At 72.2% G+C, this 15,304-nt stretch carries 15 protein-coding genes; 7 read left to right on the forward strand and 8 right to left on the reverse strand.

Annotated elements, in window-relative coordinates; translation table 11 throughout:
• Window positions 1-199: 199 nt before the first annotated feature.
• Complete coding sequence (locus V7E46_RS26590) at window positions 200-721, reverse strand: MarR family winged helix-turn-helix transcriptional regulator (protein WP_333770772.1); 522 nt, start codon at window positions 719-721, stop codon at window positions 200-202.
• 45 nt (window positions 722-766) lie between these two features.
• Between V7E46_RS26590 and V7E46_RS26595 the strand changes: the two genes are divergently transcribed.
• Window positions 767-1,648 carry an EamA family transporter gene (locus V7E46_RS26595; protein WP_333770773.1) on the forward strand — a complete coding sequence of 294 codons (882 nt, stop codon included), beginning with the start codon at window positions 767-769 and terminating at the stop codon, window positions 1,646-1,648.
• A 131-nt stretch (window positions 1,649-1,779) separates the two neighbouring features.
• Window positions 1,780-2,412 (forward strand): NAD(P)-dependent oxidoreductase, encoded by a 633-nt coding sequence (locus V7E46_RS26600; RefSeq protein WP_333770774.1) that lies wholly within the window; start codon window positions 1,780-1,782, stop codon window positions 2,410-2,412.
• Here V7E46_RS26600 and V7E46_RS26605 read toward each other — a convergent pair.
• The 4 genes from V7E46_RS26605 to V7E46_RS26620 all read right to left on the reverse strand — a co-directional run bounded on the left by V7E46_RS26605 (window position 2,396) and on the right by V7E46_RS26620 (window position 6,608).
• Window positions 2,396-3,568 carry a cytochrome P450 family protein gene (locus tag V7E46_RS26605; RefSeq protein ID WP_333770775.1) on the reverse strand — a complete coding sequence of 391 codons (1,173 nt, stop codon included), beginning with the start codon at window positions 3,566-3,568 and terminating at the stop codon, window positions 2,396-2,398. The two genes, V7E46_RS26600 and V7E46_RS26605, sit on opposite strands and share 17 nt — an antisense overlap.
• A 66-nt stretch (window positions 3,569-3,634) precedes the next feature.
• A complete protein-coding gene (locus V7E46_RS26610; RefSeq protein ID WP_329173621.1) occupies window positions 3,635-4,258 on the reverse strand; it encodes a bifunctional 4-hydroxy-2-oxoglutarate aldolase/2-dehydro-3-deoxy-phosphogluconate aldolase in 624 nt (207 codons plus the stop codon).
• A 165-nt stretch (window positions 4,259-4,423) separates the two neighbouring features.
• Window positions 4,424-5,245, reverse strand: coding sequence for an AIM24 family protein (locus V7E46_RS26615; RefSeq protein ID WP_333770776.1), 822 nt, complete (start codon window positions 5,243-5,245; stop codon window positions 4,424-4,426).
• A gap of 64 nt (window positions 5,246-5,309) precedes the next feature.
• Window positions 5,310-6,608, reverse strand: a complete 1,299-nt coding sequence (locus tag V7E46_RS26620) for an ROK family transcriptional regulator (protein WP_333770777.1) — start codon at window positions 6,606-6,608, stop codon at window positions 5,310-5,312.
• Between the two features lie 148 nt (window positions 6,609-6,756).
• Between V7E46_RS26620 and V7E46_RS26625 the strand changes: the two genes are divergently transcribed.
• From V7E46_RS26625 to V7E46_RS26640, 4 genes are read left to right on the forward strand one after another with little or no spacing between them, the layout of a single operon-like run.
• Complete coding sequence (locus V7E46_RS26625; RefSeq protein ID WP_333770778.1) at window positions 6,757-8,118, forward strand: ABC transporter substrate-binding protein; 1,362 nt, start codon at window positions 6,757-6,759, stop codon at window positions 8,116-8,118.
• A gap of 16 nt (window positions 8,119-8,134) precedes the next feature.
• Window positions 8,135-9,139, forward strand: a complete 1,005-nt coding sequence (locus V7E46_RS26630) for a carbohydrate ABC transporter permease (protein ID WP_329173626.1) — start codon at window positions 8,135-8,137, stop codon at window positions 9,137-9,139.
• Complete coding sequence (locus V7E46_RS26635) at window positions 9,132-10,001, forward strand: carbohydrate ABC transporter permease (RefSeq protein WP_329173628.1); 870 nt, start codon at window positions 9,132-9,134, stop codon at window positions 9,999-10,001. Before V7E46_RS26630 ends, V7E46_RS26635 begins: the two co-directional genes overlap by 8 nt.
• Before the next feature lie 20 nt (window positions 10,002-10,021).
• Window positions 10,022-11,377, forward strand: coding sequence for a GH1 family beta-glucosidase (locus V7E46_RS26640; RefSeq protein WP_333770779.1), 1,356 nt, complete (start codon window positions 10,022-10,024; stop codon window positions 11,375-11,377).
• 117 nt (window positions 11,378-11,494) lie between these two features.
• Here the strand turns inward: V7E46_RS26640 and allB are convergent, their stop codons facing one another.
• Entirely contained in the window at window positions 11,495-12,847 is a 1,353-nt protein-coding gene (gene allB / locus V7E46_RS26645) for an allantoinase AllB (protein WP_443054356.1), read from the reverse strand.
• 145 nt (window positions 12,848-12,992) lie between these two features.
• On the opposite strand from allB, the gene V7E46_RS26650 reads away from it, so the two are divergent.
• Window positions 12,993-13,760, forward strand: a complete 768-nt coding sequence (locus V7E46_RS26650; RefSeq protein ID WP_329173631.1) for an IclR family transcriptional regulator — start codon at window positions 12,993-12,995, stop codon at window positions 13,758-13,760.
• Here the strand turns inward: V7E46_RS26650 and V7E46_RS26655 are convergent.
• Together V7E46_RS26655 and V7E46_RS26660 are read right to left on the reverse strand one after the other, a co-directional pair.
• Window positions 13,735-14,067: a DUF5955 family protein gene (locus tag V7E46_RS26655; protein ID WP_329173632.1), complete on the reverse strand. Its 333-nt coding sequence runs from the start codon at window positions 14,065-14,067 to the stop codon at window positions 13,735-13,737. The two genes, V7E46_RS26650 and V7E46_RS26655, sit on opposite strands and share 26 nt — an antisense overlap.
• 134 nt (window positions 14,068-14,201) lie before the next feature.
• Window positions 14,202-14,723, reverse strand: a complete 522-nt coding sequence (locus V7E46_RS26660) for a hypothetical protein (RefSeq protein WP_333770780.1) — start codon at window positions 14,721-14,723, stop codon at window positions 14,202-14,204.
• Between the last annotated feature and the right edge of the window lie 581 nt (window positions 14,724-15,304).

Raw genomic sequence — 15,304 nt, forward strand, 5'->3', positions numbered from 1 at the left:
GAATTTTACGTCCCCGCACCCCCCTCCTCTGCCGCACTGAGCACCTACGGGGGGCGCGCGGAACTGCGCTCCAAGCCGGCCCACAGCCGCGGCCAAGCCCGCACCGCAAACGGCGGCGGGGAACCGCGCGCCCCGCCTCGACGGGGCGGCAGGCGACACGCAGCAAGCGGCAAGCGTCGCAGCCCGGGAAGGGGCACCCTCAGCGCCGCAGGTCGGTCCCGTCCCCCAGGGACAGCAGGAGCGCCCGCAGCGCCGACGCGAGCTCGCCCCGGCTCGAAGCGGGGAGTCCTTCGAGAAGCCGGTGCTCGTTGGCCACATGCGCCGGCAGCGCCCGGTCGATCAGGTCCAGGCCGGCCGGGGTGAGGGCGACGTGCACGACCCGGGCGTCCTCCTCGCTGCGGGTCCGGCCGACCAGGCCACCGGCCTCAAGCCGGTCCAGCCGCTGGCTGATCGCGCCCGACGTGACCATCGACGTCCGCATGAGCTGCGCGGGGGTCAGCCGGTGCGGCGGGTCACTGCGCCGCAAGGTGGCGAGGACGTCGAAGGACGCCGCGTCGAGCCCGTACTCCGCGAAGACCTTGCGCAATTCCGCGTCGAGCAGGCGGGCGAGCCGCTTGAGCCGGCCGATCACGGCCATCGGTGAGACGTCCAGATCGGGCCGCCGCCTGGCCCACTGGTCGAGCACCAGGTCCACGTGATCCGCGTCGTTGGTCGGTTCCATGACCGCAGACTAGCCAATCTCTTAGCGCTGAGTTATTTTCTCTTAGTGCTAAGGAATCGAACAGGCGTCATCCTGCTGACCGCCCTGGCCCCCAGCGTCTGGGGGACCACGTACTACGTCACGACCCAGTACCTGCCGCCCGACCGCCCCCTGCTGGCCGGCGTCCTGCGGGCGCTTCCCGCGGGCCTGCTGCTGATGGCGGGCACCCGCCGGCTCCCGCACGGAGTGTGGTGGTGGCGCTCGCTGCTGCTCGGCATCCTGAACATCGGCGCCTTCTTCGCGCTGCTCTTCATCGCCGCCTACCGGCTGCCCGGCGGCGTCGCCGCCACGATCGGCGCGCTCCAGCCGCTGCTGGTCGCCGTGTTCTCCGCCGGGCTGCTCGGCGACCGCCTCACCGTGCGGACCGTGCTCACCGGCCTGACCGGGGTCGCGGGGGTGAGCCTGCTGGTGCTCCAGTCGGGCGCGCGGCTCGACGCCCTCGGCGTCCTGGCCGCGCTCGGCAGCGCGGTGGTGATGGCGACCGGCGTCGTCCTGAGCAAGCGCTGGCCCGCGCCCGCGCCGCTGCTGGCCACCACCGGGTGGCAACTGGTCGCCGGCGGGCTCGTCCTGCTGCCGGTAGCGCTGCTCGCCGAAGGCCCGCCGCCGTCCTCGCTGACCGCGGGGAATCTGCTCGGCTACGGTTACCTCGCGCTGATCGGCGCGGCGGCGGCGTACGCGCTGTGGTTCCGCGGGATACGCGAACTGCCGCCGACCAACGTCACTTTCCTCGGGCTGCTCAGCCCGGTCGTCGCCACCGTGGTCGGCTGGCTGGCGCTCGGCCAGCAGTTGACGGCGGTCCAGGCGCTGGGCGGCGCGCTCATCCTCGGCTCGCTCGTCGCCGCCCAACTGCGGCCCCTGCCCGCCCTTCCGCAGCCCGCCCGCACCTGATTGCGTACCTGACGCTGTACCTGATCCTGCACGTCGTCCCGCACCCGATACCGGACCTGAACCCGTACCCGATACCGGACGTGGTCCCGTACCGGACCCCTTACCCGGTACCGCACTTGAGGAGCCGCACCATGCGCATCACCGTCTTCGGAGCCGCCGGTGACGCCGGCCGCCGGATCGTCGCCGAGGGGCTGGCCCGCGGGCACCAGGTCGACGGCGTCGTGCGGTCCGCCGCCCGTACCGCCGAACTGCCCGCCGGCGCGCGCGGCCTGGTCGGGGACGCGCTGTCCTACGACTCGGTCCTCGGCCTGGTGGCCGACCGGGACCTGGTCATCACCGCGACCCGCCCCGCGCACGGCCGGGAGGCCGAACTCGTCACCGTCGCCGAGGTGATGCTCGCCGCGCTGGCGGCCGCCGGCGGACGGCTGCTGGTCGTCGGCGGGGCCGCCACGCTCACCCTGCCGGACGGCGGCACGGTCGCCGACGCGCCCGACTTCCCGGCGGGCTGGCGGCCGATCGCCGACGCCTGCGCCGGGCAGCTGGCCCGCTGCCGCGCGGCCACCGGCGTGGACTGGACCTACTTCAGCCCCGCCGCGGCGCTCTCCCCCGGTGAGCGCACCGGGCGCCACCGGCTGGGCGGCGACGCGCTGGTCGCCGACGCGGACGGCGTGTCCGCGCTGTCGTACGAGGACATGGCCGTGGTGCTGCTGGACGAGGCCGAGCAGCCCAGGCACCGGGGGCGGCGCTTCACGGCCGCTTACTGAAGCTGACCATCAGCCGGGCGGGGCCGCGCAGCACCACGCTGGGCCGCCAGCTGATCGGACCGGGCACCAGGGCCAGGCCGGGTGCCCGGTCGAGCAGGGCGGGGATCGCGACCCTGGCCTCCAGCCGGGCGAGCGGCGCCCCGAGGCAGTAGTGGATACCGTGGCCGAAGGCGATGTGCCCCTGCCCGGAGCGGCGGATGTCGAAGGTGTCCGGCTCGGCGAAGCGCTCCGGGTCGCGGTCGGCCGCCGCCAGCGCGACCAGTACGGACTCGCCGCGCCGGATCGCGGTGCCCGCGAGGGTGATCGGCTCCTTGGCGAAGCGCCAGGTCGTGGTCTCGGCCGGGCCGTCGTAGCGCAGCATCTCCTCGACGGCTCCGTCGATCAGCGCCGGGTCGGCGCGGAGCGCGGCGAGCTGGCCGGGGTGGCGGAGCAGGGCCAGGACGCCGTTGGCGATCAGGTTGACGGTGGTCTCGTGGCCGGCGGCCAGCAGCAGGAAGGCCATGCCGACCAGCTCGTCGGGCGAGAGCTGGTCGCCGTCCTCGTAGCGGGTCCTGATCAGCGCGCTCAGCAGGTCGTCGCGCGGGCCGCCGCAGCGCTTGTCCTCGATCAGCTCGGTCAGATACTCCGACATCGCCCCGAGCGCGACCTCCCCCGCCGCCGCGGTGCCGCTGATGATGTCGTTCGACCAGCGGCGGAAGGCGTCGCGGTCCAGGTCGGGGACGCCGAGCAGTTCGCAGATCACCGTCATGGGCAGCGGGAGGGCCAGCGCCTCCACGAGGTCGACGGTGTCGTGGCCGAGCGCCGCGTCCAGCAGGTCGTCGGTGATCTGCTGGACCCGGGGGAGCAGCGCCGCGACCCGGCGGGAGGTGAACTCCCGTGCCACCAGCCGGCGCAGCCGGGTGTGCCGGGGCGGGTCGGCCTCCAGCATGTTCGAGGTCACCGGGGAGTAGTCCATCCCCGGGGCGAGGCTGCGGAAGTCCTTGGCCAGCCGGGGGTCGGCGAGGGCCGCGCGGGCGGTGTCGTGGCCCACCACGAGCCAGGTCTCGCCGTCGGCGGTCCTGACCCGGTGGACCGGCCCCTCCGCCCGCAGGCGGGCGTAGGTCGGGTACGGGTCCTGGCCGAATGCCTCGGCGGTCAGATCCTCTACGTGGGCCATGTCGTCCCCCAGGCTCCTTCTTCTGCCCCTGCGGCGCGTTCCGGACCCCGTCCCCCGGCCGTTGGGCTAGGTCGGGTCCAGGAGGCGGTCGAGGAGGTCGGTCAGGCGTTTGGTGACCGTGGTGCGGTCGCCCTCGGTCAGGGCGGAGCCCATGCCGACGGCCACCGCGCCGGCGGCGACCCACTCGGGCGCCGCGGCCACCGTGATGCCGCCGATCGGGATGATCGCCGCCTGCGGCAGTATCGCGCGCAGGTCGGAGACCCAGCGCGGCGTCAGGGACGAGGCGGGGTAGAGCGTCAGCGCGTCCGCGCCCAGCTCCATCGCGCGGACCGCCTCGGTCGGGGTGGCGACCCCGGGGAAGACGGGCACCCCGTACCGGTGGCCGGTGCGCAGCACCTCCTCGTCCAGGTTCGGTGCCAGCAGGAAGCGCGCTCCCGCGTCGATGGCCATCCGCGCGGAGATCGCGTCGACGACCGTGCCGGCTCCGATCACCGCGTCGTCGCCGACCTCACGGACCAGGGTGGTGACGGCTTCCAGCGCGAAGGGCGTGGTGAGCGAGATCTCCAGGGTGGTGAGCCCGGCCGACAGCAGGGTGTCGGCGGTCGCCGCGGCCTGGTCGTAGCTCTCGCTCCGGATCGTGGCGAAGACCCGCTGCGCGAGGGCGGTCCTGGTGGTCTCCCAGCGGTACACGGAGGATCGCGGTCCTTCCTGACGGTGCTGCCCGGATGGTGCGGTGGGTGGGGACCGCGATCAGCACGCTACTCGCCGCGCACCCGCCCGCCGCCGGTCGATCGCGAGCTGTCACCGCACCGTGACATGAGAGGAGCATGAGAGGGAAGGGGCAGCCGCCCCGGGTCACCCGGAGTGCGTGGAGAACAGGCCACCGGTGGGGCCCTGCTTGTCGCCGCCCTGCGCCTTCTTGAGCGCGTTGGCCAGGCCTTCGATCGTCATGGACTGCAGGATCACCCGGCCGTTGCCCTCCAGGGTGGCGAGCGAGAGTCCCTCGCCGCCGAAGACCGCGTTCATGATGCCCTGCCGGTTGAGGCCGCCGACGCGCTGGACGCCGTACTGGACGCCCTCCTCGAAGGCGACGATGCAGCCGGTGTCGACCTCGATGCGACCGCCGAAGTCGGCGGGGTTCAGGTCGATGAAGTTGCCGGCGCCGGCGATGATCACGGTGCCGTGGCCGGTGAACTTCTCCAGGATGAAGCCCTCGCCGCCGCTCATGCCCTGCCGGCCGCCGGCGAAGGCGATGCCGAACTGCACGGTCTCCTCGGCGGCGACGAAGGCGTCCTTCTCGGCGAACCAGGCCCGCGACCCCGACAGTTCGAGCGCCCGCATCTCGCCGGGCAGCACCCCGGCGAAGCCGACCGTGCCCTCGCCGCCGGACGCGGTGAAGTACTGGAACGCCAGCGACTCCCCCGCCAGCGCCCGCTGGCCGACCTGCATGGCGGTGCCCATGGCCTGGCGCAGCATGCCGCCCATGCCGCCGACCCCGCCGCCCGGCTGGCCGCCGCCCGCGTTCCGGGCGCCGGGGCCGCCGAGGCGGGTCTCCATCGACACGTTGGCCGTCTTGAACAGGAACTTCCCGGCCTCGCAGTAGACGGTCTGGCCGGGGTTCAGGGTGCAGACGGCCATCTGCATGGCATTGCCGACGATCTCCTGCCGCAGGGTCACAGCGGAACTCCTTGGGACGTGCGCTACCGAATGGGGTGATACCGGCGCCGGTCGCGCCGTCCGGTCAACGTACCGCCCTGGCGATCCGGTTCCGCACCGTTCCGGACTCGCCGCCCCGTTCCGGGTCGGCCTGGGCGGGCAGGCTGAACGGGCGCTCGCCGCCGGTGTCGAGGAAGCGGGCCAGCGGCAGGGTGGCCGCGCCGACGGTGACCGCGTCGGCGCCGAGCCGGCCCAGCTCGATGGAGGTCTGGGCGCAGGGGTGGTGCAGGGCGTAGGCGGCGGCGACCTCGCGGACCATGGGCAGCACCCGGGGGCCGAGCATCAGCCCCGCCCAGCCGCCGATCACGATCCGGTGCGGGTTGAAGAGGTTGATCAGGTCGGCGATGCCGGCGCCCAGGTATTCGGCGGCCTCGGCGAGCAGCGCGTCGGCCTCCGGGTCGTGGTCGGCGGCGGCGATCAGCTTGGCGAGGCCGGTCTCCTCGCTGACGCCCGCGGGCGCGCTGGGCCAGCGGCCGAGCAGCGCCTCGGCTCCGACGTAGGCCTCCAGGCAGCCGCGCGAGCCGCAGCGGCAGGTACGGCCGCCGACCCGCAGGGTGGTGTGCCCCCACTCCCCGGCGCTGCTGCTGGCGCCGTGGTAGGGCTTGCCGTTGGTGACGACGCAGGCGCCGACGCCGGAGCCGATCAGCGCGATCACCACGTTGTCCGAGCCGCGTCCCGCGCCGAACCACATCTCGGCCTGGCCCAGGGTCTTGGCGCCGTTGTCGATGTAGAGCGGGAGCGCGGTGCCGGCCCGCAGCAGCCGGCCGAGCGGTACGGCGTCCCAGCCGATGGTCTGGCCGTGCACGACGATGCCGGAGCCGTCACCGGGGACGGCGCCCGGCTCGGTCTGGGCGACGATGCCGGGCACACCGATGCCGACGCCGAGCACCTCGCTGTCGTCGATGCCGGCCTCGCCGACGACCCTCTCGATGCCGTCGAGCGCGAGGCGCACGACGTGGTCGACGTCGTGGCCGCTGTCGGACAACGGCAGGTCAGCGGCGGCCCGTTCGGTCAGCGCGAGGTCGAACAGCTCGACCCTGACCCGGGTCTCGCCGACGTCCACGCCGACCACGTAGCCGTAGCCGGGGGCGACCTGGAGCAGGATCCGGGGGCGCCCTCCGTCGGACTCGACGGCGCCGGCCTCCTCGACCATGCCGTCCGCGATCAACTCTCCAACGACGTTACTGATCGACCCGGCGCTCAGACCCGTGTCCCGGCCCAGCTCCTGGCGGCTCAGGGGACCTTCGAAATACAAATGACGCAGAAGCGATGCACGGTTGCCGCGCCGCAGGTCACGAACGGTGCGCTTGCCTCGCTCAGCCATCTTGTGTCCCTCCCGGGGGGTCCGGCGTGAATCTATCGCTGCACAAGGTCTTGACGCCACCTTTTCTCACAAGTTAAATCACGCCCTGAATTAAGACACAGGCGCCGTTCACTTCCTGAAGCGATCCCACCCCTGAGAGGGAACCGTCATGCGCTCTTCCAGCACCTCCAGCAGACTCCTCGCGGCCACCGCCCTCGTGGCCGCGCTCGGTCTGACCCTCGCCGCGTGTGGCGGCGGCGACGATGACAGCAGCGGCAGCTCCGGCGGCAGCGGAAAGGCCGCCGACCCCGGCAGCCTCAAGGGCCAGACGATCACCTACTGGGCGAGCAACCAGGGCACCAGCCTGGACAACGACAAGCAGGTGCTCACCCCCGAGCTGGACAAGTTCACCGCCTCCACCGGCATCAAGGTCAAGCTCGAGGTCATCGGCTGGGCGGACCTTCTCAACCGCATCCTGGCGGCCACCACCTCCGGCCAGGGCCCCGACGTGCTGAACATCGGCAACACCTGGTCCGCCTCCCTCCAGGCCACCGGCGCCCTGCTGCCGTGGGACTCCACCGCGTTCTCCACCATCGGCGGCAAGGACCGCTTCGCCCCCGCCGCGATCGCCTCCGCCGGTGCGGCCGGCAAGGACCCGGCCGCGGTGCCGCTGTACTCGATGGCGTACGGCCTGTACTACAACAAGAAGATGTTCGCCGACGCGGGTATCGCGAACCCGCCGACCACCTGGGACGAGCTGGTCGCCGACGGCCAGAAGCTCACCAAGGACGGCCACTACGGCCTCGCGGTCGAGGGTGCCAACGGCGCCGAGAACATCCACCACGTCTTCACGCTCGCCAAGCAGCGCGGCGCCAGCTGGTTCGACGACAAGGGCGCGCCGACCTTCACCGGTCCGCAGCAGGTCGCCGCGGTCAAGCAGTACGTGGACTTCATCGCCAAGGACAAGATCGCGGCCAAGGGCAACGCCGAGTACGTCCAGAACCAGACCATCACCGACTTCGCCTCCGGCAAGGCCGCGATGATGATGTGGCAGTCGGCCGCGACCTCGATCAAGGCGCACGGCATGACGCCCGACCAGTACGGCGTGGTGCCGGTTCCGACGCAGACCGCGGGTGCCACCGGTGACGCCGGTGTGACGTCGATGGTCGCCGGTATCAACGTGGCCGTCTTCAACAGCACCAAGCACAAGGCCGCCGCCGAGGCGTTCGTGAAGTTCCTGACCAGCACGGACGAGCAGAAGATCCTCAACGGCAAGTACGGCTCGCTGCCGCCGGTCACCGAGGCGCAGAGCGACCCGGCCTTCCAGACCCCGGACCTGAAGGTGCTGGCCGGCGTGCTGCAGAAGTCCGCCGCCCCGCTGCCGCAGGTGGCCAACGAGAGCCAGTTCGAGAACCTGGTCGGTCCCGCCGTCAAGGACCTGTTCGCCGAGGCCGCCGCCGGCAAGGCCATCACGGACGACACCGTCAAGGCCGCGCTGGTCAAGGCGCAGCAGCAGATGCCCGCCTCGTAAGGATCGGCTCTCCTCCATGACTGCCACCGCCCCCCCGAGGCGCGCACCCGAAGCCGGCCCCGGCAGCGGCAAGACCGCTGCTGGGCGCCGGCTCCGGCCGCGTGTCGTCGAACGGCTCCGCCAAGGCGGACTGCCGTACCTACTCCTGCTGCCCGCCGTCCTCGTCGAACTGCTGATCCACATAGCGCCGATGTTCTTCGGCATCCTGATCAGCTTCAAGAACCTGACGCTGTTCTACATCCACCACTGGAACAGCGCCCCCTGGGCGGGCTTCGACAACTACAAGACCGCGGTTAAGATCCACCAGCCCATCGGCCAGGCGCTGCTGCACTCGTTCTGGGTGACGCTGTCGTACACCCTGCTGTCCGTGAGCATCTCCTGGCTGCTCGGGACCGCCGCGGCGATCCTGCTGCAGGACAAGTTCCGCGGCCGCGGCCTGATCCGCACGCTGTTCCTGGTGCCGTACGCGCTCCCCGCGTACGCGGCGCTGATCACCTGGACGTTCATGTTCCAGCAGGACACCGGCCTGGTGAACCACGTCCTGCACGACCAGTTGCACGTGACGTCGGACAAGTCGTTCTGGCTGATCGGCGACAACAGCTTCTGGGCCATGGTCGTGGTGTCGGTCTGGAAGTCCTGGCCGTTCGCCTTCCTGGCGCTGATGGCCGGTCTGCAGAACATCCCTCGCGAGCTGTACGAGGCCGCCGCGATGGACGGCGCCGGCGTCTGGCAGCAGATCAGGAAGATCACCATGCCGTCGCTGCGGCCGGTGAACCAGGTGATCGTCCTGGTGCTGTTCCTGTGGACCTTCAACGACTTCAACACCCCGTACGTGATGTTCGGTCAGAACCCGCCGCACCAGTCGGACCTGATCTCCATCCACATCTACCAGTCCTCCTTCATCAACTGGAACTTCGGCTCGGGTTCGGCGATGTCCGTCCTGCTGCTGCTCTTCCTGCTCGTGGTGACGGCCGTGTACCTGCTGGTCACCTCCAGGGGAAGGAGCGAGAACGATGTCTAGGTTCACCGACCAGCCGTCCCCGATGGCGCAGCCGAAGTCCTTCCTGTGGACCCGGCGGGTCGTCCTGACGCTGCTGCTGGGCTTCGTGCTCGTTCCCGTGTACGTGATGCTCAGCTCGTCGCTGAAGAGCCTTCAGGACGTGCAGGGCTCCTTCCAGTGGATCCCGCACAGCCTGACCTTCAAGCCGTACATCGACATCTGGAAGACGATCCCGCTCGCGCACTACTTCGTGAACTCGGTGATCGTCTGCGTGAGCGCCACGGTCTTCTCCGTGGCACTGGCGATCTTCGCCGCCTACGGGGTGAGCCGCTACCGCTTCATGGGCCGCAAGGTCTTCACCGTGACGGTGCTGTCCACCCAGATGTTCCCCGGCATCCTGTTCCTGCTGCCGCTGTACCTGATCTTCGTCAACATCGGCAACAGCACGGGCATCGTCCTGAACGGCAGCCGGCTCGGGCTGATCATCACCTACCTCACCTTCTCGCTGCCCTTCTCCATCTGGATGCTGGCGGGCTACTTCGACTCGATCCCGCGGGATCTTGACGAGGCCGCGAAGGTGGACGGCTGCGGCCCGCTCGGTGCGCTGTTCCGGGTCGTGGTGCCGGCCGCGGTCCCCGGCATCGTCGCCGTGAGCGTCTACGCGTTCATGACGGCCTGGGGCGAGGTGCTGTTCGCTTCGGTCATGACCAACGAGTCCACCAGAACCCTGGCGGTCGGCCTGCGCGAATACGCCACCCAGAACGACGTGTACTGGAACCAGGTCATGGCGGCCTCGATCGTTGTGAGCCTGCCCGTGGTCGCCGGATTCCTGCTCCTGCAGCGTTACCTCGTCGCCGGGCTCACCGCCGGCGCCGTCAAGTAACCCCTCCCGAAAGGCAGCTTGTGAACGACCTCAGCGCTCTTCCCGCCGATTTCGTCTGGGGAGCGGCCACCGCCGCGTACCAGATCGAGGGCGCGGTGGACGAGGACGGCCGGGCCCCGTCCATCTGGGACACCTTCTCCCACACCCCCGGCAAGATCGATGGCGACGACACCGGCGACGTCGCCTGCGACCACTACCACCGCACGGCCGAGGACCTGGACCTGATGAAGGCCCTCGACCTCGACTCGTACCGCTTCTCCATCGCCTGGCCGCGGGTCGTACCGCAGGGCGGCGGCGCGGTCAACGCGGCCGGTCTGGCCTTCTACGACCGGCTGGTCGACTCGCTGCTCGAAGCGGGCATCACGCCCAACGCCACCCTCTACCACTGGGACCTCCCGCAGGCCCAGCAGGACCGGGGCGGCTGGCCCGAGCGGGAGACGGCGGAACGTTTCGGCGACTACGCGGCCGTGGTCGCCGACGCGCTGGGCGACCGGGTCAAGGACTGGGCGACGCTCAACGAGCCGCTGTGCTCGGCCTGGATCGGCCACCTGGAGGGCACCATGGCCCCCGGCTGGACGGACCTGAGCGCCGCGGTGCGCGCGTCGTACCACCTGCACGTCGGACACGGTCTGGCCGTGCAGGCGCTGCGGGCCGCGCACTCCGATGTGCGGGTCGGCATCGTGAACAACCTCAGCCCGTGCGAGCCGGCCACCGACCGCGACGCCGATGTCGCCGCCGCGCGCCGGGCCGACGGCCACACCAACCGCTGGTGGCTGGACCCGATCCACGGCCGCGGCTACCCGCAGGACATGGTCGACCTCTACGGTGTGGACCTGCCGATCAAGGACGGCGACCTGGAGTCGATCGCGGCTCCGCTGGACTGGCTGGGTCTGAACTACTACTTCCGCAACGTCATCACCGACGACCCGACCGGGCCTGCCCCGCACGCCAAGTCGGTCTACCTGCCGGGTGTCCGGCGTACGGCGATGGACTGGGAGGTCAACGCGGACGGCCTGGAGCAGCTGCTGGTCCGGCTGTCCGAGGAGTACGGCGCCCAGCGGATCTTCGTCACGGAGAACGGCTCGGCCTACCGCGACACCGTCGGCGACGACGGCCAGGTCGACGACCCCGAGCGGATCGTCTACCTGGAGGAGCACCTGGCGGCCTGCGCCCGCGCGGTCCGCCGCGGGGTGCCGCTGGCCGGCTACTACGCCTGGTCGCTGCTGGACAACTTCGAGTGGGCGTACGGCTACGACAAGCGCTTCGGCCTTGTCCACGTCGACTACGCCAGCCAGAAGCGCACCATCAAGGGCAGCGGCCGGCGTTACGCCGAGATCATCGCGGCGCACCGCCGCAAGGCGCGCCGCGCGGCCTGAGCGGTCCCGCCCCCGGGCGGTCACGAGGGGTGACGCCACCGGTCCGCCGGTGCGTCACCCCTCGTACGTGCGGGGGCACTTGCCGGTGCCGGGCGGCGGGCCTGGTGCCGGGCGGGCCTAGTGCCGGGCGGTCAGCAGCCGGCCGGTGCCCGGCTCGGTCACCGCGCCGTCGGCCGCGACGTGCCGGCCGCGCAGCCAGGTGCCGCGGACCACGCCGTGCAGGGTGCGGCCGGCGTAGGCGGTGATCGGGTTGCGGTGCCGCAGGCGGGCCGGGTCGACGGTGAAGACCGCGTCCGGGTCGAGCACCGCGAAGTCGGCGTCGCGGCCCTCGGCGATGGCGCCCTTGGTGCCGAGTCCGGCCAGCGCGGCGGGTCCGGACGACATCCAGCGGGCCACGTCGGCGAGGGTGTGGCCGCGCCTGCGGGCCTCGGTCCACACTGCGGGCAGGCCCAGTTGCAGCGACGAGATGCCGCCCCAGGCGGCGGCGAAGTCCCCGGTGTCCTTCGCCTTGAGGTCGATCGTGGAGGGCGAGTGGTCGGAGACGACGCAGTCGATGGTGCCGTCGGCCAGCGCCTGCCACAGCGCGTCCTGGTTGGCGGCCTCCCTGATCGGCGGGCAGCACTTGAACTCCGTTGCCCCGTCCGGGACTTCCTCAGCGGTCAGGGTCAGGAAGTGCGGGCAGGTCTCGACGGTGAGGCGTACGCCGTCCTTTTTCGCCGCCGCGATCAGCGGAAGTGCGGACGCGGACGACAGGTGCAGGATGTGGACGCGTGCGTCGAGCCGCTTCGCCAGCGCGATCAGGCCCTCGATCGCCCGGTCCTCGGCGGCCGGCGGCCGGGAGGCGAGGAAGTCGGCGTAGCGGCGGCCGGGCTGCTGCGGGGCGCCCTCTATCGTGCCGGGATCCTCGGCATGCACGATCAACAGGCCGCCGAAACCGGTCAGTTCGGCGAGCGCGGCCTCGACCTCGGCGGGCGCCAGCTGGGGGAATTCGTCCACGCCGGAGGGCAGCAGGAAGCATTTGAAGCCGAAGACTCCTGCGTCGTGCAGCGGGCGCAGGTCAGCGAGATTGCCGGGCACCGCGCCGCCCCAGAAGCCGACGTCGGTGTGCACCCGGCCGCGGGCGGTGCCGCGCTTGACCTCCAGATGGGCGGTGGTCGTGGTGGGCGGCACGCTGTTCAGCGGCATGTCGATGACGGTGGTGATGCCGCCGGCCGCCGCGGCGGCGGTCGCGGTCGCGAAGCCCTCCCACTCGGTGCGGCCGGGGTCGTTGATGTGCACGTGGCTGTCCACCAGGCCCGGCAGCAGGGCGTCGTCGCCCAGCTCGACGACCCGGACGCCGGACGGGACGGGCGCGTCGTGGGCGCGGACCGCGGTGATGGTGCCGGCGCGGACCGCGACGGCGGCCGGACGCTCGCCGTCAGGGGTGACGACCCGGGTCGAGCGCAGCACCAGTTCGTCCACGGCGTCCAACGGGTGACCTCCTGGTCGGGAGCGGAGCGGGTTCAACGTTCTGTTGACGGACATGGTGGATAGCCTTCGCCCGGGCGTCAAGAGCGGTAGGATTCCGCACAGCGAAAGTCACCTTCCGCGAGCAAGGGATCAGAGGGGATCGCACGTGTCTGCTGACCGCGCCGGAGGCGTCCAGTCTCTCGAACGGGCCTTCGACCTGCTGGAGCGGATGGCCGACGCGGGCGGCGAGGTGGGGCTGAGCGAGCTGTCGGCCAGCAGCGGGCTGCCGCTGCCGACCATCCACCGGCTGATGCGGACCCTGCTGGCCAGCGGATACGTCCGCCAGCAGGCCAACCGGCGGTACGCGCTCGGACCGCGGCTCATCCGGCTCGGCGAGACCGCGTCCAGGCTGCTCGGCACCTGGGCGCGGCCGTACCTGGCGGAACTGGTCGAGGCGACCGGCGAGACCGCGAACATGGCCCTGCTGGACGGCGACGAGGTCGTCTATGTGGCGCAGGTGCCGTCGCGGCACTCGATGCGGATGTTCACCGAAGTCGGGCGGCGGGTGCTGCCGCACTCCACCGGGGTCGGCAAGGCGCTGCTCGCCCAGGTGCCGCCGGCCGAGGTGCGGGCGCTGCTGGCCCGCACCGGGATGCCGGCGGCCACCGAGCGGACCATCACCGAGCCGGACGCCTTCCTCGCCGAGCTGGAGCGCATCAGGGCGGCCGGTTACGCCGTGGACGACGGCGAGCAGGAGACCGGGGTGCGGTGCCTGGCGGTGACCGTGCCGGGGTCGCCGACCGCGGCGGCGATCTCCATCTCGGGACCCGCGGGGCGGGTCACCGAGGCGGCCACCGACAAGATCGTGCCCGTACTGCACGGTGTGGCACGGGAGTTGGCACTGGCGCTCACCAGCACGGCGCCGGTGGCATAGACCGGGAGCAGCCGCTCACCTCCTGCTCGACGGCATCGCGCAGCGCGGCCAGCGGCGCCGCCAGCGCGCTGACCGAGCCGAGCGCGGCGGCGACCAGCAGCAGCGACTGCCGCAGCTGTTCCGGCGACGGGGCGCCGGAGGTCTGCCGGGCCAGTTCGGCCAGCTCCTCCTCGGCGACGGCCCGATCCGGTAAAGCGCGGCGATACGCCGCGAGTTCGAGTTCCAGGCGGGCCACCGCGGCGCGTAACGCCGCGCCGCCGCCGGTCACCGTCCGTACGACCGATTCGCTGCGGTCGTCATCGACCACACGCGCTTCCCCCACCACCATGTGCCCCTGCCTCACACGCACTCAGGCCCCGGCGCCTCCGAGTCATTGGGGTCCGGGGTCGAACAGTAAACGCGACAGGGCTCATTCGCGCCACTGGCTCGGCGAAAAATGTGTCAAAGTTGCCTCCCGGGCCAAACGGTGAGGTCGAGCGTGACGTGAGCGGCGGGACCACCGGGGTCCGAGAGCTGACGGAACGTCACCAGGGCGGTGGTGCCGTCCACCCCCACGACGCACAGCCGTGACCCGGCGGACAGCTGGGTCCTGCTGACCGACGCCACCAGACGGTCCGCGCTGCGACAGCCGTCGAGGGTGCCGGGCGCGTCGGGCCCCAGCAGCACGAGGGCGCCGCGGGCGGCGGTGGAGACGAAGGCGGTGCCGTCGGGCGCGTACCCGAACGTGCCGTTCTCCGTTCCCGGCCGGGTCTGCGGCGGGTCGGTCTCCAGCACGAGGCCGTTGCCCGCGGCGAGCCCGACTCCGCGATACTCCCGCCCGACGTTCTCGCTCTGCGCCGGCGCGCTGGCGGTGGCCGCACTCCGCTCCGGCGGCGCGGCGGCGCTGTACCCCCGGTCGAACCCCCCACCGAAGGCCACCGCCCCGACCGCGACGGCGAGCCCCGCGACCACCCATCCCCCCACGAGCCCCCGCCGCTTCCCGGCGACGGACGACGCCGGGCCGGCGGCCCCCAGGAGCGCGACGGGTGGGCCGCCGGCCGCCGCGGGCGACACCGCACCACCCGGCCCGGGCGCGGACGGCCCCGGCGGCACTCGCACCCCGCCCGGCGGAGCCGCACCGACCGCAGCCGGAGGCAACGGCGGCGGTGATACGGGCGGACCCGCGGCCCCACCCGGCGCCGGCGGCAACCGCACCCCGCCCGGCGGAGCCGCACCGGCCGCGCCCGCAGGCCCCGGCGCGCCACCGGCCGCACCCGGCCGGCCCACGACCGGAGGCACACCCGGCGGACCGGCCGGTGCCGCAGGCGGGGCCGGAGCAGCGGAACCCGGCGCGGGCGGCGCCGAAGGAGCCGGGGCAACGGGCACGCCCACCCCGCCCGGCGCCGGAGGCGGGGGCACCGGCGGCAGCGGTGCGGGCAGACCCGCGGCTCCTCCCACCGCCGGAGGCGAAGACGGCGGCGCGCCCGGCGCGTTCGTCGTTCCGCCCGCCGCCGGAGGCATGGGCGTCGGCCAGGTGCCTGGCGGAGGGAGGGGAGGAAGGGGCG

This window comes from Streptomyces sp. IBSBF 2435 (genome assembly GCF_036815005.1).
Lineage (GTDB): Bacteria > Actinomycetota > Actinomycetes > Streptomycetales > Streptomycetaceae > Actinacidiphila.